Source organism: Desulfosarcina alkanivorans (genome assembly GCF_009688945.1).
GTDB classification, from domain to species: domain Bacteria; phylum Desulfobacterota; class Desulfobacteria; order Desulfobacterales; family Desulfosarcinaceae; genus Desulfosarcina; species Desulfosarcina alkanivorans.
The window spans coordinates 7,072,362-7,088,479 of record NZ_AP021874.1; the positions used below are offsets into that span (position 1 = coordinate 7,072,362).

12 protein-coding genes and 2 tRNA genes are annotated in these 16,118 nt (G+C 59.2%); 9 read left to right on the forward strand and 5 right to left on the reverse strand.

The window, feature by feature from the left end; genetic code table 11:
- Window positions 1-25 precede the first annotated feature (25 nt).
- The 6 genes from DSCA_RS30740 (at window position 26) to hemW (ending at window position 7,155) form a co-directional block, all read left to right on the forward strand.
- The gene (locus DSCA_RS30740) at window positions 26-2,893 is read left to right on the forward strand and encodes an FAD-binding and (Fe-S)-binding domain-containing protein (RefSeq protein ID WP_155320056.1); all 2,868 of its coding nucleotides are present in this window, start codon (window positions 26-28) and stop codon (window positions 2,891-2,893) included.
- 91 nt (window positions 2,894-2,984) lie between these two features.
- Window positions 2,985-3,224 (forward strand): 4Fe-4S dicluster domain-containing protein, encoded by a 240-nt coding sequence (locus DSCA_RS30745; protein ID WP_155320057.1) that lies wholly within the window; start codon window positions 2,985-2,987, stop codon window positions 3,222-3,224.
- Between the two features lie 123 nt (window positions 3,225-3,347).
- A complete protein-coding gene (locus DSCA_RS30750) occupies window positions 3,348-4,496 on the forward strand; it encodes a 2-oxoacid:acceptor oxidoreductase subunit alpha (RefSeq protein WP_155316640.1) in 1,149 nt (382 codons plus the stop codon).
- Window position 4,497: 1 nt separating this feature from the next.
- On the forward strand, window positions 4,498-5,301 hold the full coding sequence (locus DSCA_RS30755) for a 2-oxoacid:ferredoxin oxidoreductase subunit beta (protein ID WP_155316627.1): 804 nt from the start codon (window positions 4,498-4,500) through the stop codon (window positions 5,299-5,301).
- Window positions 5,302-5,844, forward strand: a complete 543-nt coding sequence (locus DSCA_RS30760; RefSeq protein WP_155320058.1) for a 2-oxoacid:acceptor oxidoreductase family protein — start codon at window positions 5,302-5,304, stop codon at window positions 5,842-5,844.
- 99 nt (window positions 5,845-5,943) lie between these two features.
- Window positions 5,944-7,155 carry a radical SAM family heme chaperone HemW gene (hemW, locus tag DSCA_RS30765; RefSeq protein WP_155320059.1) on the forward strand — a complete coding sequence of 404 codons (1,212 nt, stop codon included), beginning with the start codon at window positions 5,944-5,946 and terminating at the stop codon, window positions 7,153-7,155.
- A gap of 263 nt (window positions 7,156-7,418) precedes the next feature.
- On the opposite strand, the gene DSCA_RS30770 is transcribed toward hemW, so the two are convergent.
- The 3 genes from DSCA_RS30770 to DSCA_RS30780 all read right to left on the reverse strand — a co-directional run bounded on the left by DSCA_RS30770 (window position 7,419) and on the right by DSCA_RS30780 (window position 11,100).
- Window positions 7,419-8,759 carry a DUF2333 family protein gene (locus tag DSCA_RS30770; protein WP_155320060.1) on the reverse strand — a complete coding sequence of 447 codons (1,341 nt, stop codon included), beginning with the start codon at window positions 8,757-8,759 and terminating at the stop codon, window positions 7,419-7,421.
- A gap of 58 nt (window positions 8,760-8,817) precedes the next feature.
- Window positions 8,818-10,731 (reverse strand): selenocysteine-specific translation elongation factor, encoded by a 1,914-nt coding sequence (selB, locus tag DSCA_RS30775; protein WP_155320061.1) that lies wholly within the window; start codon window positions 10,729-10,731, stop codon window positions 8,818-8,820.
- A gap of 198 nt (window positions 10,732-10,929) precedes the next feature.
- Entirely contained in the window at window positions 10,930-11,100 is a 171-nt protein-coding gene (locus DSCA_RS30780) for a hypothetical protein (RefSeq protein WP_231716324.1), read from the reverse strand.
- Window positions 11,101-11,497: 397 nt separating this feature from the next.
- On the opposite strand from DSCA_RS30780, the gene DSCA_RS30785 reads away from it, so the two are divergent.
- Window positions 11,498-11,573: transfer RNA gene (locus tag DSCA_RS30785), tRNA-His, on the forward strand.
- A gap of 66 nt (window positions 11,574-11,639) precedes the next feature.
- On the opposite strand, the gene DSCA_RS30790 is transcribed toward DSCA_RS30785, so the two are convergent.
- Window positions 11,640-12,461, reverse strand: coding sequence for a metal-dependent hydrolase (locus DSCA_RS30790; RefSeq protein ID WP_167528029.1), 822 nt, complete (start codon window positions 12,459-12,461; stop codon window positions 11,640-11,642).
- Between the two features lie 246 nt (window positions 12,462-12,707).
- On the opposite strand from DSCA_RS30790, the gene DSCA_RS30795 reads away from it, so the two are divergent.
- A tRNA-Arg gene (locus DSCA_RS30795) sits at window positions 12,708-12,784 on the forward strand.
- 98 nt (window positions 12,785-12,882) lie between these two features.
- Window positions 12,883-13,434 (forward strand): DNA adenine methylase, encoded by a 552-nt coding sequence (locus DSCA_RS30800; RefSeq protein WP_197904697.1) that lies wholly within the window; start codon window positions 12,883-12,885, stop codon window positions 13,432-13,434.
- Window positions 13,435-14,055: 621 nt separating this feature from the next.
- Here the strand turns inward: DSCA_RS30800 and DSCA_RS30805 are convergent.
- A complete protein-coding gene (locus DSCA_RS30805; RefSeq protein WP_155315006.1) occupies window positions 14,056-15,720 on the reverse strand; it encodes an IS1634 family transposase in 1,665 nt (554 codons plus the stop codon).
- Window positions 15,721-16,118 lie beyond the last annotated feature (398 nt).

Here is a 16,118-nt window from a genome sequence, read left to right on the forward strand (position 1 = left end):
CCGAACCGTCGACGAGGGCACAGACATGACGACCCCACCCTTTGAACAGCTGATCGGCCGCGTTTCCGGCGATGTCGCCCGGGGGCCGATCGACCGCATCCTGCTGGCCACCGACGGCAGCATCTTTTCCCGGGAGCCGGCGGCGGTGGTCTACCCGAGGCACACCGGTGATGTGGTCGAGACGGTCGCCTTTGCCCGGCAGCACGGTCTTTCCGTGCATCCGCGGGGCGCGGGCAGCGGCCTGTGCGGGTCGGCCCTGGGCAGCGGCATTGTCGTCGATTTCACCCGCTACATGAATCGCCTGATTCACATCGATGAGGCCTCCCGGACCTTTTCCTGCGAGCCCGGCTACCGCTTCGGCGAGCTGGCGCAGGCCCTGAAGGGCCGGGGATTGTTCTTTCCGCCGGATCCCTCCAGCGGGGAATACGCCAGTTTCGGCGGCATGGTGGGCACCAATGCCTCGGGTGCCCATTCGGTCAAATACGGCAATGTCTCCGACTACCTGCTGGATGCCGAGGTGGTGCGCGCCACCGGAGACATCTTTACCCTGTCCGGGCTGTCCGCCGTGGAAACATCAGCCCTCGCTGCGCCCTTTGGCGCGCTGGCCGATCTCTACCGGGAGAACCGGGAGGCCATCGAACGGGCCTACCCGTCGGTGCGATACAATGTGGCCGGCTACAACCTGCGCAACATGGTGCAAAACGACCGGCTTTACCTGCATAAACTTTTCGCCGGCGCCGAAGGCACCCTGGGGATCGCCACCCGGCTGACCTTCCGGCTGCTGGATCGGCCGGCCCATGACAGCCTGGTGGTGGCGTACTTCGATGCCATCGACAAGGCCGCCCTGGCGGTTCAGGCGATTCTGCCCATGGGGCCGGCGGGCATCGAGGTGATGGACAAATCCCTGCTGGCGCTGGCCAGGAGCAGTGACCCGGTGCTGCGGGAGCGGATCCCCGCCGGGATCGACAACGTGCTCCTGGTGGCGTTCGACGGCGACGACCCGCAGGAGACCGAAGCCCGCTGCCGCCAGGTCCGGGAGCTGCTGGGCGAGCAGGACCTCTCCGACAGGGCTTACCTGGCGGTTTCCGCGGACGAGAAGGCGCGTTTCTGGGCGGTGCGCAAGGCCGCCGTGCCGATCCTGTACAAGCTCAAGGGCGAAAAGAAGATCCTGGCGCTCATCGAAGACGCGGCGGTGCCCACGGATCGGCTGGTGGAATATTTCACGGGCATCTATGATCTTCTCAACAGACATGGGGTGCAGTTTGTGGTCTACGGCCACATTGCCAAGGGGCTGCTGCATACCCGTCCCCTGCTGAACCTCAAGGATCCGGCGGACATCGATCTTCTCAAGCCCCTGGCCGATGGCGTGTTTGACCTGGTCAACGGCCTGGGGGGCGTGGTCTCCGGGGAGCACGGGGACGGCCGGCTGCGCAGCACCTACGTTCAGCGCCAGTACAGGACGATTTTTCCCCTGTTCCAACAGGTCCGGCAGCTGCTCGATCCCCATGGCCTGATGAACCCCGCGATCAAGACCGCATCGACGCCGGACCAGATGATGCGCCACCTTCGCTACGGGGCCGGATACCGGCGCATGGAATCGGGTCCCCCGCAGCTCAACTGGGAGGGCGGATGGTACGACGAGATCGAACGCTGCCACGGCTGCACCAAATGCACCACGGTGACCACGGCCACACGCATGTGCCCGATCTATAAATTCACCCGCCGGGAAGCGGCCTCCCCCAAGGCCAAGGCCAACGTGCTCCGGGCCCTGATCAGCGGCGTGCTGGACGATGCCGCCCTTTATGAAAAAGCCTTTCAGGAGGTCATGGACCTGTGCGTGGGCTGCGGCAGCTGCCGCCTGGAATGCCCTTCCCACGTGGATATCCCCAAGATGGCCCTGGAGGCCCGGGCCCGTTACGTGAAGCGTTTCGGCCCCTCGGTCCACGGCCGGCTGGTGTCCTCCGTGGAAACACTGGGGCGATACGGCGGCAGGCTTTCCGGATGGCTCAAGCCGGTCATGGACCTGAAGCTTTTCCGGCGGGCGGGTGAGGGGATTACCGGCATCAGCCGCCGCCGGCCATTCGTCCCCGTTGCCCGTCGGTCCCTGTTCCGGCAGGTCGATCCGGTGGCCGGTGGGGGGCGGCTGCAGGTGCTATATTTTTCAGGCTGCTATGCCGGCTATATCCGGCCGGCCATCGGCACCGCATTGATCCGCACGCTGACGCGGCTGGGGATGACGGTTCACACACCGCCCCAGCATTGCTGCGGGCTGCCGCTGCTGACCAAAGGCCGGGTCGATGCAGCCAGGGAAAAGGTCCGCCGGAACCTGGACCGGTGGCGACACCTGCTCGACCGGGTGGATCACATCGTGGTCACCTGTTCGTCGTGCGGGCTGGCCCTGATGGACGAATGGTCCTGTCTGATGGACGGGCCGCGCATCCGCCGGGTGTCGGGCAAGGTGATCCACGCCAGCCGGCTGATCCGCCGATACCTGCGGGCGGACAGGGTCGCAGCGCGGCAGGCCACCGTGGCCTACCACCAACCCTGTCACCTCAAGGTTCAGGCGGAACCTGGCAGCACGATCGCGATGCTCGATGCCCTGCCGGGAACCGACGTGACCGCCCTGGACAGCCATTGCTGCGGCATGGCCGGCACCTGGGGCCTGGCGGCCAGAAATGATGGTCTGAGCCGTATCATCGGCAGCCATTTGATGGACCTGCTCGACGCTTCCGGCGCCGATGCGGCCGTGACCGACTGCCCCACCTGCGAGATGCAGATGGCGCAGCTGGGCTCCCGGCCGGTGCTGCATCCCGTGGAACTCGTCGCGCGATGTATCGTCCCTGCTCGGGGACATGGCTTGCGCCAAACATCCAAAGATAGTATTCATCCATGAGATGCCATTCATCGCTATCCTGCCGGAACCCGCAAACGAGACCGAGTATAGAGCGCCTTCTCACGACGCCGTCAACCACAGGGGAAGACACATGCCAAAAACAAAGTTGAAGGAACACCGGATCAACCGGGACTGGTGCAAGTGCTGCGGGATCTGCGTGGCGTTCTGCCCGAAGTCGGTACTGGAACTGGACGCTCAGGACAAGGCGGTGGCGGTGCGTATTGAGGACTGCATCGCCTGCCGGCTGTGCGAACTGCGCTGCCCGGACCTGGCCATCGAGGTGACGGTGGCGGATCAGAAGCCAGAAGCCGGGAGTCAGAAGTCAGAATAAATCGGTGCCGCCGAAGGCGACATCCTTTCCTTCTGAATTCTGGATTCTGCCTCCTGAATTCAGGCACTGCAAACCAACGGTTTACCAGACATTACTGAGAAACCAGGCAACAGAGGCAAAGCCATGACCAGACAGATTAAATTCATCCAGGGCAACCAGGCCTGCGTGGAAGGGGCGCTTTACGCGGGGCTGGATTTTTTCGCCGGCTACCCGATCACGCCGTCGACGGAGATTGCCGAGCATTTATCGAAACGGCTGCCGCAGATCGGCGGCAAGTTCATCCAGATGGAGGACGAGATCGCCTCCATGTGCGCGGTCATCGGCGCGTCTTTGACCGGGCACAAGGTGCTGACGGCCACGTCGGGGCCTGGGTTTTCGCTCAAGCAGGAGGCGCTGGGGTACGCGGTGATGGCGGAGATTCCGTGCGTGATCGTGAACGTCCAGCGCGGGGGTCCGTCGACGGGGGTGCCGACCCACGTGAGCCAGGGTGACGTGATGCAGGCGCGCTGGGGGACCCACGGGGACCACAGCATCGTTGCGCTGACGGCGTCGAACCACCAGGACGTGTTCGCCATGACGGTCGAGGCCTTCAACATCGCCGAGACCTTCCGCACGCCGGTGGTGCTGCTGTTCGACGAGGTGGTGGGCCACATGCGCGAGCGGCTTGAGATCCCGGAGCCGGGGGAGATCCCGCTGGTGGAGCGGCTGCGCACGGCGGTCAAGGGGGGGGTGGACTACCATCCCTACCTGCCGCGCGAAGACGGGCGGCTGCCCATGAGCGACTTCGGCGGGGTTCACCGCTACAACGTGACCGGGCTGGTGCACGACATGTGGGGGTTTCCGTCGGACAACCCCAAGATCGTTCACGGGCTGCTGCGTCACCTGGTGGACAAGATCGAGAACAACGCGGCCCAGATGGCGCGCTACAAGACGTTTTACCTGGAGGACGCGGAGACGGTGCTGGTGTCGTTCGGTTCGTCAGCGCGCAGTGCGCTGCACATCGTGGAGAGCCTGCGGCCGCGCGGAGAGAAGATCGGCCTTCTGGAACTGCAGACGCTGTGGCCGTTTCCGGCGGAGGTCATCCGCCAGTACTGCAACGCGGCCAGGACCACGGTGGTGGTGGAGATGAACATGGGGCAGGTGTGCCAGATGGTCAAGACCACGGTGGACCACCCGGAGCGGGTGTTTCTGGCCAACCGAATCGACGGCGCGTTCATCACGCCCACGGACATCAAGAACATACTTCGCCTGATCAAGGGCAAGGGGGTCTAAGATGGCAGTCAACGACTATATCCGGGAGCGGTTTTTTCCCCACCTGTGGTGTCCGGGCTGCGGTCACGGGATCGTCCTCAACGGCCTGATCCGCGCGGTGGAGCGGCTGGGGATGAGCCGCAACGAGATCGTGATGGTGTCGGGCATCGGTTGCTCGTCGCGCATTTCGGGGTACATGGATTTTCACACCCTGCACACGATCCACGGTCGGGCCCTGGCGTTCGCCACGGGTGTGAAGCTGAGCAAGCCGGAGCTGAACGTGATCGTTCCCATGGGCGACGGGGACGCGCTGTCCATCGGTGGCAACCACTTCATCCACGCGGCGCGGCGCAACATCGACATCACGGCCATCGTGATGAACAACCGCATCTACGGGATGACCGGGGGCCAGTACAGTCCGCTGACGGGCCCGGGGATGATGGCGACGACGGCGCCGTACAGCAACATCGACCAGGGTTTCGACGTGGTGGAGATGGCCCGGGCGGCCGGTGCGACGTTCGTTGCGCGCACCACGACCTACCACGTGCAGCAGATGGCGGACATCATCCGCAGCGCGGTGCTGCACGAGGGGTTTTCGGTGGTGGAGGTGATGAGCCAGTGCCCGACCTACTTCGGACGCAAGAACCGGCTGGGCAGCGCCGTTGACATGATGACGCGCATGAAGGAGATGACGGTGCCCATCGGCTCGAAGAAAAAGGCGGAGAACCCGGATCTGATCGAGCGGGGTATATTCGTACAGACGGACAAGCCCGAGTACTGCAGCGAGTACAACCGGATCATCGAGCGGGCCATGGGGGGACGATAGATGGAACGATGCAGAATGGTATTTTCGGGGTCTGGCGGCCAGGGGGTGATCACGGCGGCGATCATCCTTGCCGAGTCGGCGGTGCTTCACGAAGATCTGACGGCGGTTCAGACGCAGGCTTACGGTGCCGCGGCGCGCGGGGGCGCGACGCGCTCCGACGTGATCATCTCTGACACCCAGATCAACTTTCCCAAGGTGATCCAGCCCAACGTGCTGGTGTGCCTGACCCAGGAGTCGTACAACACGTTTTACGACATCATCCGCCCCGGAGGTCTTTTGATCATGGACACGCGTTTCGTCCGGCCGCAGCTGAAGGTGGACGCCCGCCAGCGTCAGCTGCCCATGTACGAGACGGTCATGGACCGGATCGGCAAGCCGATCGTGTTCAACATCTGCATGCTGGGGGCGGTGGTGGGGATGACCGGCCTGGTGCAGCCGGCGTCGATCATGAAGGTTCTGGAGCAGCGCATCCCGTCGGGTTTTCTGGAGATGAACCACCAGGCCCTGGAACTGGGGCTGGAACTGGGACAGGGCGCCAGCTGACGCCCCGGTTTGTGGTTTCTGGTTTTTTGTGGCAACCAGAGACGAGAGACGAAGGACGAGAGGCGAAGGACGAGAGGCGAAGGACGAGAGGCGAGCACCATGAACCAGCCCATTACCACGCCCCCGGATGATCCCGGCGACCACATCGCCCGGCCGGCGCCCGTCCCGCCGCCGGCCGGGCTGTATATTCATGTGCCCTTCTGCCGGGCCAAGTGTCCCTACTGCGATTTTTACTCCGTCACCGACCCTCGGTCGATCCCCGACTATATCGAGGCGTTGCTCCTCGAGTTGCAGCTGTACCGGCGGAAAGTGCCGCGTGCCGACAGCATCTATTTCGGCGGCGGGACGCCATCGGTGCTGGCGCCAGGGCAGGTCGCGCGGGTGCTGGACGGTCTCCGGGCCTGTTTTCCGGTGACGCCCGATGCGGAGACCACCCTGGAGGTCAACCCGGGGACGGTGACCAGGAGCACGTTGACCGCCTACCACAAGGCCGGTATCGGGCGTCTCAACATCGGTCTTCAATCCCTCGATGATCGAACCCTGAATTTTCTGGGACGGATTCACACGGCCGGGAAAGGCATCGACACCTACCGCTGGGCCCGGGAGGCCGGCTTCGACAATGTCGGCCTGGATCTGATCTACGGGGTTCCCGGTCAGACCCTGGACCGCTGGGAAAAGGTATTGGCCCGCGTTGTCGGGCTGGCGCCGGATCACCTTTCCTGCTACACCCTCACCATGGAACCGGGGACGGAAATGACCGCCAGGGTAGAAAACGGCCATATCCAGCCGCTGGGCGAAGGGACGGTCGGGGACTGGTTCGTCTTTACCTCGGCCTACCTGAACGCCAATGGCTACCGGCAGTACGAAATATCCAACTTTGCCAGGTGCGCCCGAGGAGACGCCGCCGACCGGCGTTCCCGCCACAACCGCAAATACTGGACTTTCGCCCCCTACCTGGGATTCGGCCCGGCCGCACACAGTTTCCTGGACAACACGCGCTGGTGGAACCACCGCTCTCTGGACACCTACCTGGCGGATCTGAAGGCCGGCCGACGGCCCGTGGCCGACCGGGAAACGCTTACCCGCGAACAGCAGATCATTGAATTTGTCTATCTCGGGCTGAGGCAGACCGACGGGATCGACACGGCGGCGTTCCGGTCGCGGTTTGACGAGCCGTTTTCCGAATACGCTGCCCCGCAGCTCTCCCAGCTGGCCCGCGAGGGGCTGGTCGAGCAGCCGCCGGGGCGGATCCGGCTGACCCGACAGGGCATGCGCTTTCTTGAGAGCGTGGTGGGTAGACTTCTCAGCTGACCTCAGGTACTCCAGGTAGGTAGACTGAAGGTTGAAGCTGTTAAGTTTTTAATTGGTGCGCTGGTGAGGGCCCGCGAAAAATAAGTTCATTTTTACGACCCCGTCGGAAATGCGACTCCTGAGGAAACGTTAATCAAAACAGGGTTGATTTTCGTAGGAGCGGCTTCCAGCCGCGATGCAATGGCATGATCGCGGCTTGGACCGCTCCTGTCTGATATATGACCATATGTGGCCTGGGCCAAAAGATGCCGTTTCCGCAAGCCCTAAGTGGACAGCGTCTTGATGAGCAACCCCAGGTAAAACCGGGCATGGCTGATGGGGGCCGCCATGTTGGCCCTGTGGTTGGCAAAAATGCTGCTCAGGTTGCGGTCCAGAACGAGCCAGGGCTCGATTGCCGCGGCCCGTTCGCAGGAGACGATGGCGTGGTGCAGCAGTTCGGTGGCGTTGCGCGATTCCAGGGTGATGAGAAAATCGTGGTGCACCGCCTCCAGCACCGTGGCCATGGAACTGGCCACACCCTGGGTGTAGTAGAAGTAGTTGTCCACGGCAAAATGGCTGACCGGGGTGCCGTCTTCATTGACCTCTTTGACCAGGTTCTCGTCGCAGCTGCCCAGAAGGTCTTCAAAGGAGGCCAGCAGGGGGATCAGGTTGTCGGTGCGGGTGTAGAAGGTTGCATTGCCTATTTCGAGCTTTTCCAGGTAGGCCTGCAGTTCTTCGAGCCCTTCCCGGTATTTCGATTCCGCCGAGGGGAACCAGTAACTGCTGGCCTTGACCATGAACCAGTTCATGGCCTGTTCCAGGTTCTCGTCGAAGGCGTCGGTGGTGCCGGTCCTGGAAATGCGTTCGGCCAGGGCCACGGTGGCACGCCGGGTCACTTCCAGCACGCCCATCTGAAAATTGTTCACGTTGTCGGTGAGATCGATGATGTCGTTGGGACGCCATCCCCACCAGCGTTCTTCCAGCTCAAATTGCAGGGGTTTGATGGTCGCTTCGACAAAGGCGACGCCTTTAGGCTTGGGTTTGTGTACCACGGGGCTGGTAACCGTGGTCGGCATGGGGTGCCCGGGGGCGGCGCCCTGCTCCGCCGTCGACGGGCCGGCGGCCGTGCCGTGGGAACCGGTCTGTGTGTCATGGGTGGCGGCCGCAGCCGGCTGCTGCTGGCGGGCCGCCTTCGGATGGGCGGTCGCCGTTTGAGCGGTGCCATGGGCGGCGGTTTCCTGGCCGTGTGCGCCCGGGACGCTCCGGGCGGCCGTTCCCCGGGCCACCGGCGTGCCATGGGCGTCGGTGGTGCCGTGAGCGGCCGTGGCCCCGTGGCCGGCGGTTGCGGGCGCTGCGGCGGTGCCCGTCCCATGTCCTGTGGCGGCGGCACCCGATGCGGATGGACGCGCGGATTGGGCCGTCTGGTGACTGCCGGTGCCGCCGGCCGGCGATGTCGCTTCGGCCGAATCGTGCGGCTGTTCCGCCCTGCGTTGCGATGACGATCCCCCGGATGAACCGAAGATGATGGAAAGGGCCCACAGGACAATGATCACGATGGCGATGCCGCCGATGATGCGCGGTGTTGCAAACTTCCTGAATTCGAATCCCTTGGCGTTGTTTCCCATGGCTGTGCTCCGTCTTCGATGGGTTTCGGAACACCGGCAGGCGTTGCCGGCACCGGCGTTATTGGCGTTTTCTGAGTTGTCGGATATCCCCTACCCGAATGGTGACATGAGTGGCATCAAAGTACTCTATCAGAGGTATCACATATTTACGGGAAGCTCCAGTCATATCCTTGAAGGTCGGCGTGGAGATCTCACCGTTTTTCAGGATGTAGGCCACCAGTTCGTCCTTCAGTTTTTCAATGGTGGCGTGGTCGTAATAAAGGTCCTCTTTGACCTTGACCAGCTCTCCCTCGCCGACGAGAAGTTCCAGGACGCCCCTGGCCGGTTTGGGATCCACGTCCAGGCGCTTGACGATATCCCTGAAATAGGGCGGTGTCAGCCCGCTTTGCCGGTAGGTGTCCACGATCTGCTGTTTGAGCGCCTTCTCGTCCACCTGCAGGGACACGGTGTGGGACGCCAGCCGGACCGTATCGTCTTCCAGCGCCAGCTGCCGGTCCTTGATCATCCGGTTGAGCACCAGGGTGAACAGTTTGCTGCCGGCGTTGCGCGGGAATTTGGATTTCAACTCCTCTTTGGAAATACCCGGTTTGAGGGGATTGTTGCTGTGGTATTGCGCCAGAACGTCCTGGCTCAATTGCTTCAGCCCGTCAAAGACGGCCAGGTGGATGTAGGTCCGGTTCTCCTTGTCCGCCAGCAGGATGGTCTGGCTGCTGAGCATGGCGGCAATTGCGGTCTCCAGCGCCTTGGCCGGCAGGTTGGTCATCAGGAGCAGCTGGGCGAAATTGACCCCGGCCGGCCCGGCCATGCGGGCATGGTAGTCGATGATGCCGTCGGGGGCGGCATCGATCAGGCCCACCAGCCCGTCGATGATCTCCTGCTGGAACCGTTTGTGTTTGCCCGCAATGGGGTTGAGCACCTTGCCGCCGCCGATGGTCCGCACCGGGGAGTAGCTGCGGATCACGAAACGGTCGTCGCGAATCAGGCTGACGGGCCCGTCCAGACGGACCTGCGCCACGCAGGTGTCTCCGGGAGCCAGATCTTCCCGGTCCAGCAGGATCAGGTTTCCCATGGTTTCACTGGTGCCCGTGTGGAAGCGCACCTGGGTCCGGTTTTTGATCGGTTTTTTATTGCTCGAGAGAAAATGAAGTTCCAGGTCAACCATATAGCTGGGCGTCAGCGTGTTCTCGCGGGCCAGGATGTCTCCGCGGTTGATGGCGGTCTTTTCCAGCCCCTGGAAGTTGATGGCGGTGCGCATGCCCGCCTCGGCCGATTCCCGGCTCTGGTTGTGAACCTGGATGCCCCTGACCTTGGAGGTGGTTTTGCCCGGATAGATGATGATGGGGTCCCCGACGCTGACCTTGCCGGAAACCAGGGTGCCGGTGATTACGGTGCCAAAGCCCTTCATGGAAAAGACACGGTCTACGGGAAGCCTGAAAAGACCGGTGGTGGTGCGTTCGGGGACCGCCTGGCTCAGGGTGTCCAGCGCCTCGATGAACTGGGGAATGCCGTCCCCGGTAGCCGAAGAGACCGGTACGATCGGAGATTCTTCCAGGAAGGTGCCCACGGTGAAATCCCTGATGTCCTCGGTGACCAGTTCCAGCCACTCCTCGTCCACCATGTCGGTTTTGGTCAGCACGACCATGCCGTGCCGGACGCCCAGCAGGGAGCAGATTTCCATGTGCTCCCGGGTCTGGGGCATAACCCCTTCGTCGGCGGCGATGACCATGCTGACGATGTCGATGCCCGTGGCGCCGGCAACCATGTTCTTGACGAATTTTTCATGGCCGGGTACGTCCACGATCCCCAGATGGCGCCCGCTGGGAAGGTCCAGCGAGGCAAAGCCCAGTTCAATGGTGATGCCCCGTTTCTGTTCTTCCTTCAGCCGGTCGGTGTTGGTGCCGGTGATGGCCTTGATCAGGCTGGTCTTTCCGTGGTCAATGTGCCCGGCGGTGCCGAGAATAATCTGTTTCACGTTCGATGCGCTCCGGTAGAGGGTCAGAATCTATTCTATTCGTTATATCTCGATTGAGCGATTGGGTGTTTTCCAGAAATGAGGAATTTTGTTCGAGAGCAAGGCTTGCGAGAAATTTTACCGCAGGCATCGTGTTGATATTCCGAGGATAAAATTTCGAGTATAACGCAGATATCGGACAAAATTGCCATTTCCGGTTTATTTTTTACGGTTTCTAAGATACTCGGCGAAATAGGCCAGCCCCACCAGGATGATGCCCAGGCCGGCCACGTAGATGATGTTGGCGTCGGGGTAGAACATGCGGGAGAGGATGACGGCAAAACCCGCCCCCAGGATGGCCCTGATGACGAAAATATGAAATTGGGTCAAGATATTACCTCTTTCCAAACGGGTGGTTAGCGAGATGATGGATGCCAGGTAAGGGTATATTAGAAGGCAAAGCAGGTCAATACTGTCGGGTTGGTAAAAAAACCGATAGCTGCGTTACGCTTCATCCCCCGTCACTACCGCATCGCGTAAGTAGTTCGCATTCTTAGGGATTCGAAAACCCTGATCAGGGCTTTTTTATGAACCCTTCGGATAGGCGACGTTTTTACGAAGCCGTCAATACCTGCGGGAATACACCGGTATCATGATGAAATCCGCCGGTCCGGGGTTCCCGGCCGCCGGTCGGCGGTTGCCCCTCCCGATGTGAAATTTTTTCAGGCGTCATCGAAATTATGGTTGAAATGGGGCAGGTGATCTGGTAGAAAAAATGATTCTTATGGTGGGTGTAGCTCAGTTGGTAGAGCATCAGGTTGTGGCCCTGAGGGTCGTGGGTTCAAGCCCCATCACTCACCCCATAAAAATCAAAAGGCCATTGCAGCGTACCCCGTTGCAGTGGCCTCTTTGTTTAGATCGCCTTCCGGTTAAAATGTACGCACATCCCCCGGCTGCATGTCGATGACCTCGGTGGAGGACCCGGCCAGGCCTTTTTCGAGCTGGTCAGGGGTGCCTTTGAGCAGTCCGAAGGTTCCGTAGTGCATGGGGACCACCTTTGGCGATTTCAGATAATTCCGGACAGCAAAGGCCGCATGGTCAGGGTCCATGGTAAAATGGCCGCCGATGGGCAGCAGGGCGAGGTCGGGCCGGTAGTATTCGCCGATAAAGGCCATGTCTCCGAACACTCCCGTATCGCCGGCATGGTAGATGGTAAACCCGTTTTCCAGCTGGATGATATAGCCGCAGGGCTCGCCGCCCGGGTGAACCGTCTTTTCCTTGCTCGCAGGGTCGGTGTGCACCACCTCCGAGCTGTGCTCCGCGTGCACCATGGTGATCCGAATGCCTTCACCCAGCGGGGTGATCGGGCCGCTTTTGTTGAAGCGGATCAAACGCTCGTAAGGCACCCAGCCCAGGGCGGCGAAGGTATGGCCCATGTCGGCGTTCATGGCCACCTTGGCCCCGTAGGTTTTGGAGATGGCCGCCGTATCGCCCACATGGTCGCCGTGACCGTGGGTGACCAGAATCAGGTCCACCTGTTTCAGTTTGGCCAGGTCCTTTAGGGCTTCGGGCGTTTTGGGGTTTTTGGTGATGAAGGGGTCGATCAGGATCACCTTGCCCCCCGGCGTCGTAATCTTGAATGCCGACTGGCCGAACCACTGGATCTCGACCGCATGGGCCGAAGAGACGGTCAGCACCGCAAAAGCACCAACCATCAGCAGGTATGGGGTTAATTGTTTAATTATTATCATGTGCTTCTCCCTGTATCTTTTTCTGATTTTACGTGTGCCACATTGTGATAGGGGTAATTGTAAGCGCGTAACGGCCATTGTCCACACCGTTTTGGTCAGAAGGGGCAATCAGTCTTCGTTTGAAAAGGCTTTTCCTGCGATTCACCAGTTTTTATAACTATGAATTGAAATTTAGGCCGAAAGTGGGTAATGAAGATACAGCTTGTCGCCAACCAATGCGAAACCATTGGCCGAACATGGAAATACGCGCCCGTAGCTCAGCTGGATAGAGCGCCGGACTTCGAATCCGTAGGCCGCAGGTTCGAATCCTGCCGGGCGCGCCAATAAAGAAAAAAAGGGCTTACCAGCACAATTGGTAAGCCCTTTTTTTCTTTATTGGTCAAAAAACTAAGTCAAAAAAAATCTTACCTTGGCGGCCTGGGTGTTCTTCAAAAAAACCATCTCGAAATACGAAGTGATCAACGACCTGGACAGCGACCTGGTCGTTTTTTACCGGGTGCTTCAAAACCACTTGGAGGAGTTTTTAAGGCAGTTTAAATGGCTGTTGTCATCCCGTGAGTGGTTCGAGGACTGGAAGCGCCAGCAGGATGCCGGCGGGCTCACCGACATCCAACGGGCGGCCCGCTACTATTACCTGCAGCGGCTTTGTTTTGGGGGCCGGGTCAAGGGCCGGGTGTTCGGCACGGCGCCCATGCACAATCCCCGGATCAACCTGCTGCGCATGGAGGAGGAGTTGTCTGCGGTTCACCTGCGGTTGGTTGGGGTTAGTATTGAGCACTTGTCTTGGGATGACTTTATTAGAAGGTATGACAAGCCCGGGACCCTTTTTTATTGCGATCCGCCGTATTACAAGGCGCCGTCTTATGCACATAACCTGGAGCTTTCGGATTATAACTCAACTTTCGGGGTTACGCTGAGGCTGTCACCCTGTCGCTCTTTGACAAGCCGACATATTGCAGAGCGCTTTCAATGATGGCATCAAATATGTCTGATGCAGTTTTCTCACAATAACTGCCGATTTTTCTCAACCGCTCACCTGCAAGTGTTAATATCCGGTAGGCCTGACGCCTTGATAGAGGTGAAAGACTTTATAAAATTCAAGATTGCCATGTATGATCGCCGCCATGGCGAACGTCGTCGACAAGACTCTACAGATTTCAATCCCGATGAGGAACGCCGCTCTGGTAAGGAACGCAGAAAAGCGGTGGGGAGCTAACGCTTGTCGGGAGTAGATATGGCCCCGCCTGGCAAGCGGATAAAAAACTTGGCGGCCGGGCAAACCGCATCGTTCCAGACAAATTCGGCATATCCAATAACAAATTCGTGAGTTGGCCCAAAGTGCATGATGGGTATGCCGATGCAGTAATTACCAACACCGGAATCATCGACAACTGTCTGGTTAAAGGTGAATACCCGGCTACTATTGATCCAAGCTTTTTTGAGGGGAAGTCTCTGGATGACATCCAGGGGATTGTGGACGGCACACCATATATAATGGCAGCCGTCCTTTGTACGATCCGAACAGGCCGTGGGGTGCCTGTGCAACGTACATTCCGCACCCCAAGCAGCAACGATTCGACTATTTTTCATCGCTTTATGGGGCTGTGAATGTGTCAGTTGTGACGCCAAGCGCTTTCAAATACTCAAGCTGAACAGCTTTCAATGGTTTTGCCAACTGTCTGTGGTTCCCGATGGAAACGACCATGATTGAAGAGAACTTGGTCGTCATCATAAAGCTGGTCGGCTTTCTGGTTTTGCGTCGCACCCAACCGGGCAACTCACAGTCATTGGTCTCGACATACTGGCGCATGGAACGCTCCATCAAACGCCAGATCAAAAGGGAGATCAGCAATACCAGGCCCAACACTTCGATCCGCTGGGCCTTTTTCAGAAAAATGCTGTTTACGATGGCCGGGTCCTTCAGGAAGCTGAAGTTCTTCTCGATGCCGATCTGGCTCTTGTAAAGGGAGAGCAGTTCCGGGGCGGACCAGTCGCCTTGTTGGTCCAAAAGATTCGTCAACAGGACAAAGCAACCGGCTTCTTCCCTGAGCGGTTGCACTTTTTGCGGGGCTTCCACAACCGTCGCCGTTACGCGATATTCGTAGCGCAAAACCTTTCGGGGCTTACCGGCCGCAGGCCGGCCGCGACCGTATTTGGGGATTTTTTCAACACCAGCTTGAAGCCGGTGGTAGCTGGACGCGGATTGACGAATCAGTTTGTCTAACGCGACCTGCGCATCGGCCTGACAATAGTACACGGTGTCCGCGAGCTTTTTGCAGTCTTTTTCAAGCTGCTTGCGGTCCTGTTTCAACATGCGATCGATGCGTTTATGACGCCGCTTGTCATGCGCGCTGGAATGCACGACGATCGCCCGGTAGGTTTTTCCGTAAAGCTCGACGGTGCCGTCATAGGCCCGATAGCGGGCAACTGAGCGATTGGGGCGGTCGCGTTCTTCGGCCAGGCGGCCGATGTCGATCCAGTCATCGGCGGCCACGGCTTCACGAATGATCCGGCCGCACTCTTTGTAGGTCGCCGGCAGGCGGGTCAGAAACCAGGTCTGACGCCTGTCGGCTTTCTTCAGATTGTCCTCGGTGACAAATGCAGAGTCGGCCACATAGACGTACGCGCCCGGTTCAAGCCCGTGTCTGGCCATGTATGCGGAGATATTGGTCAGCAGTTCGTTGTTCAAGGTCTTGTCCGAAGCGTTGCCGTCCGTCGTGGTCCCCAAAATGGGGATGTTGCGGTCGACACACAGCATCGATACCAGAAACTGTTTGAGGTCCGGTCGTTTGTCCTTGCTGTAACCATAGGTGATCTCAAACGGTGGATCAACCAGATGGTAATCGCCGAATACACTCACGGAGGTCGTATCGAAATGCAGTCGTCGCGGATCGACGGCAAAAACTGTCAATGCATTCTGCGCGATCTGAGAAAACACCTTCTGGGTACCGGTCTCGAAAATCTGATCCATGGACCGGCCCAAGTTGGTATCGCAAAAGCGTTCCGGTTCGATAGCGGTGCCCAGGAGAAGCTCCGTATCCTTTTCTTCAAAAAATTCGGTCAGACGGTAAAGCGGTGTCCGTCCCGAAAGGGTGTCGAGCACCATGCCGAATACAGCCATGCCGGGGCTCAATTCCATTTGAGAACCGACCATCCGGTCGATGGTCTCCACCAGACCGATTTTTTGTGCATAAGCCTTGACGATCGGCAGATGCCTGACCTCGGTGATGGTCAAACTTTCAGTGTCAAGCGGTGGCATGTCCCCTCCTTTGAACTGTTGTTGTCAAGATTGGGGGTAACGTACCAGCAACTAGTTGAAATGTCTAGGTATTTTTATTTTACAGTAAATACAATATGTTAAATCGCCTATGTGGTTATTTTTGAACGATAAAAAATTTCCTAAAATCGATTCTCACGGGTGCGGAATGTAAGGTGCAATGTACCATAAATAGTAACCGACGGATCGGCATGACTATCTTCGAGCGTCAACAATGTGCAATTCTGCGTCTTTTTGCACAGCGATTTTGATTCAGTCCATATTTCCACTTGTAGGGAAGGATTTCAATTCATTCTGTGCAGAGGGTAGATCAGAGATTTTAATTCGAAGAAGATTCGAATTCTTAGTAGTTTTTCAAAGTGACATTAGATCTCAAAAAT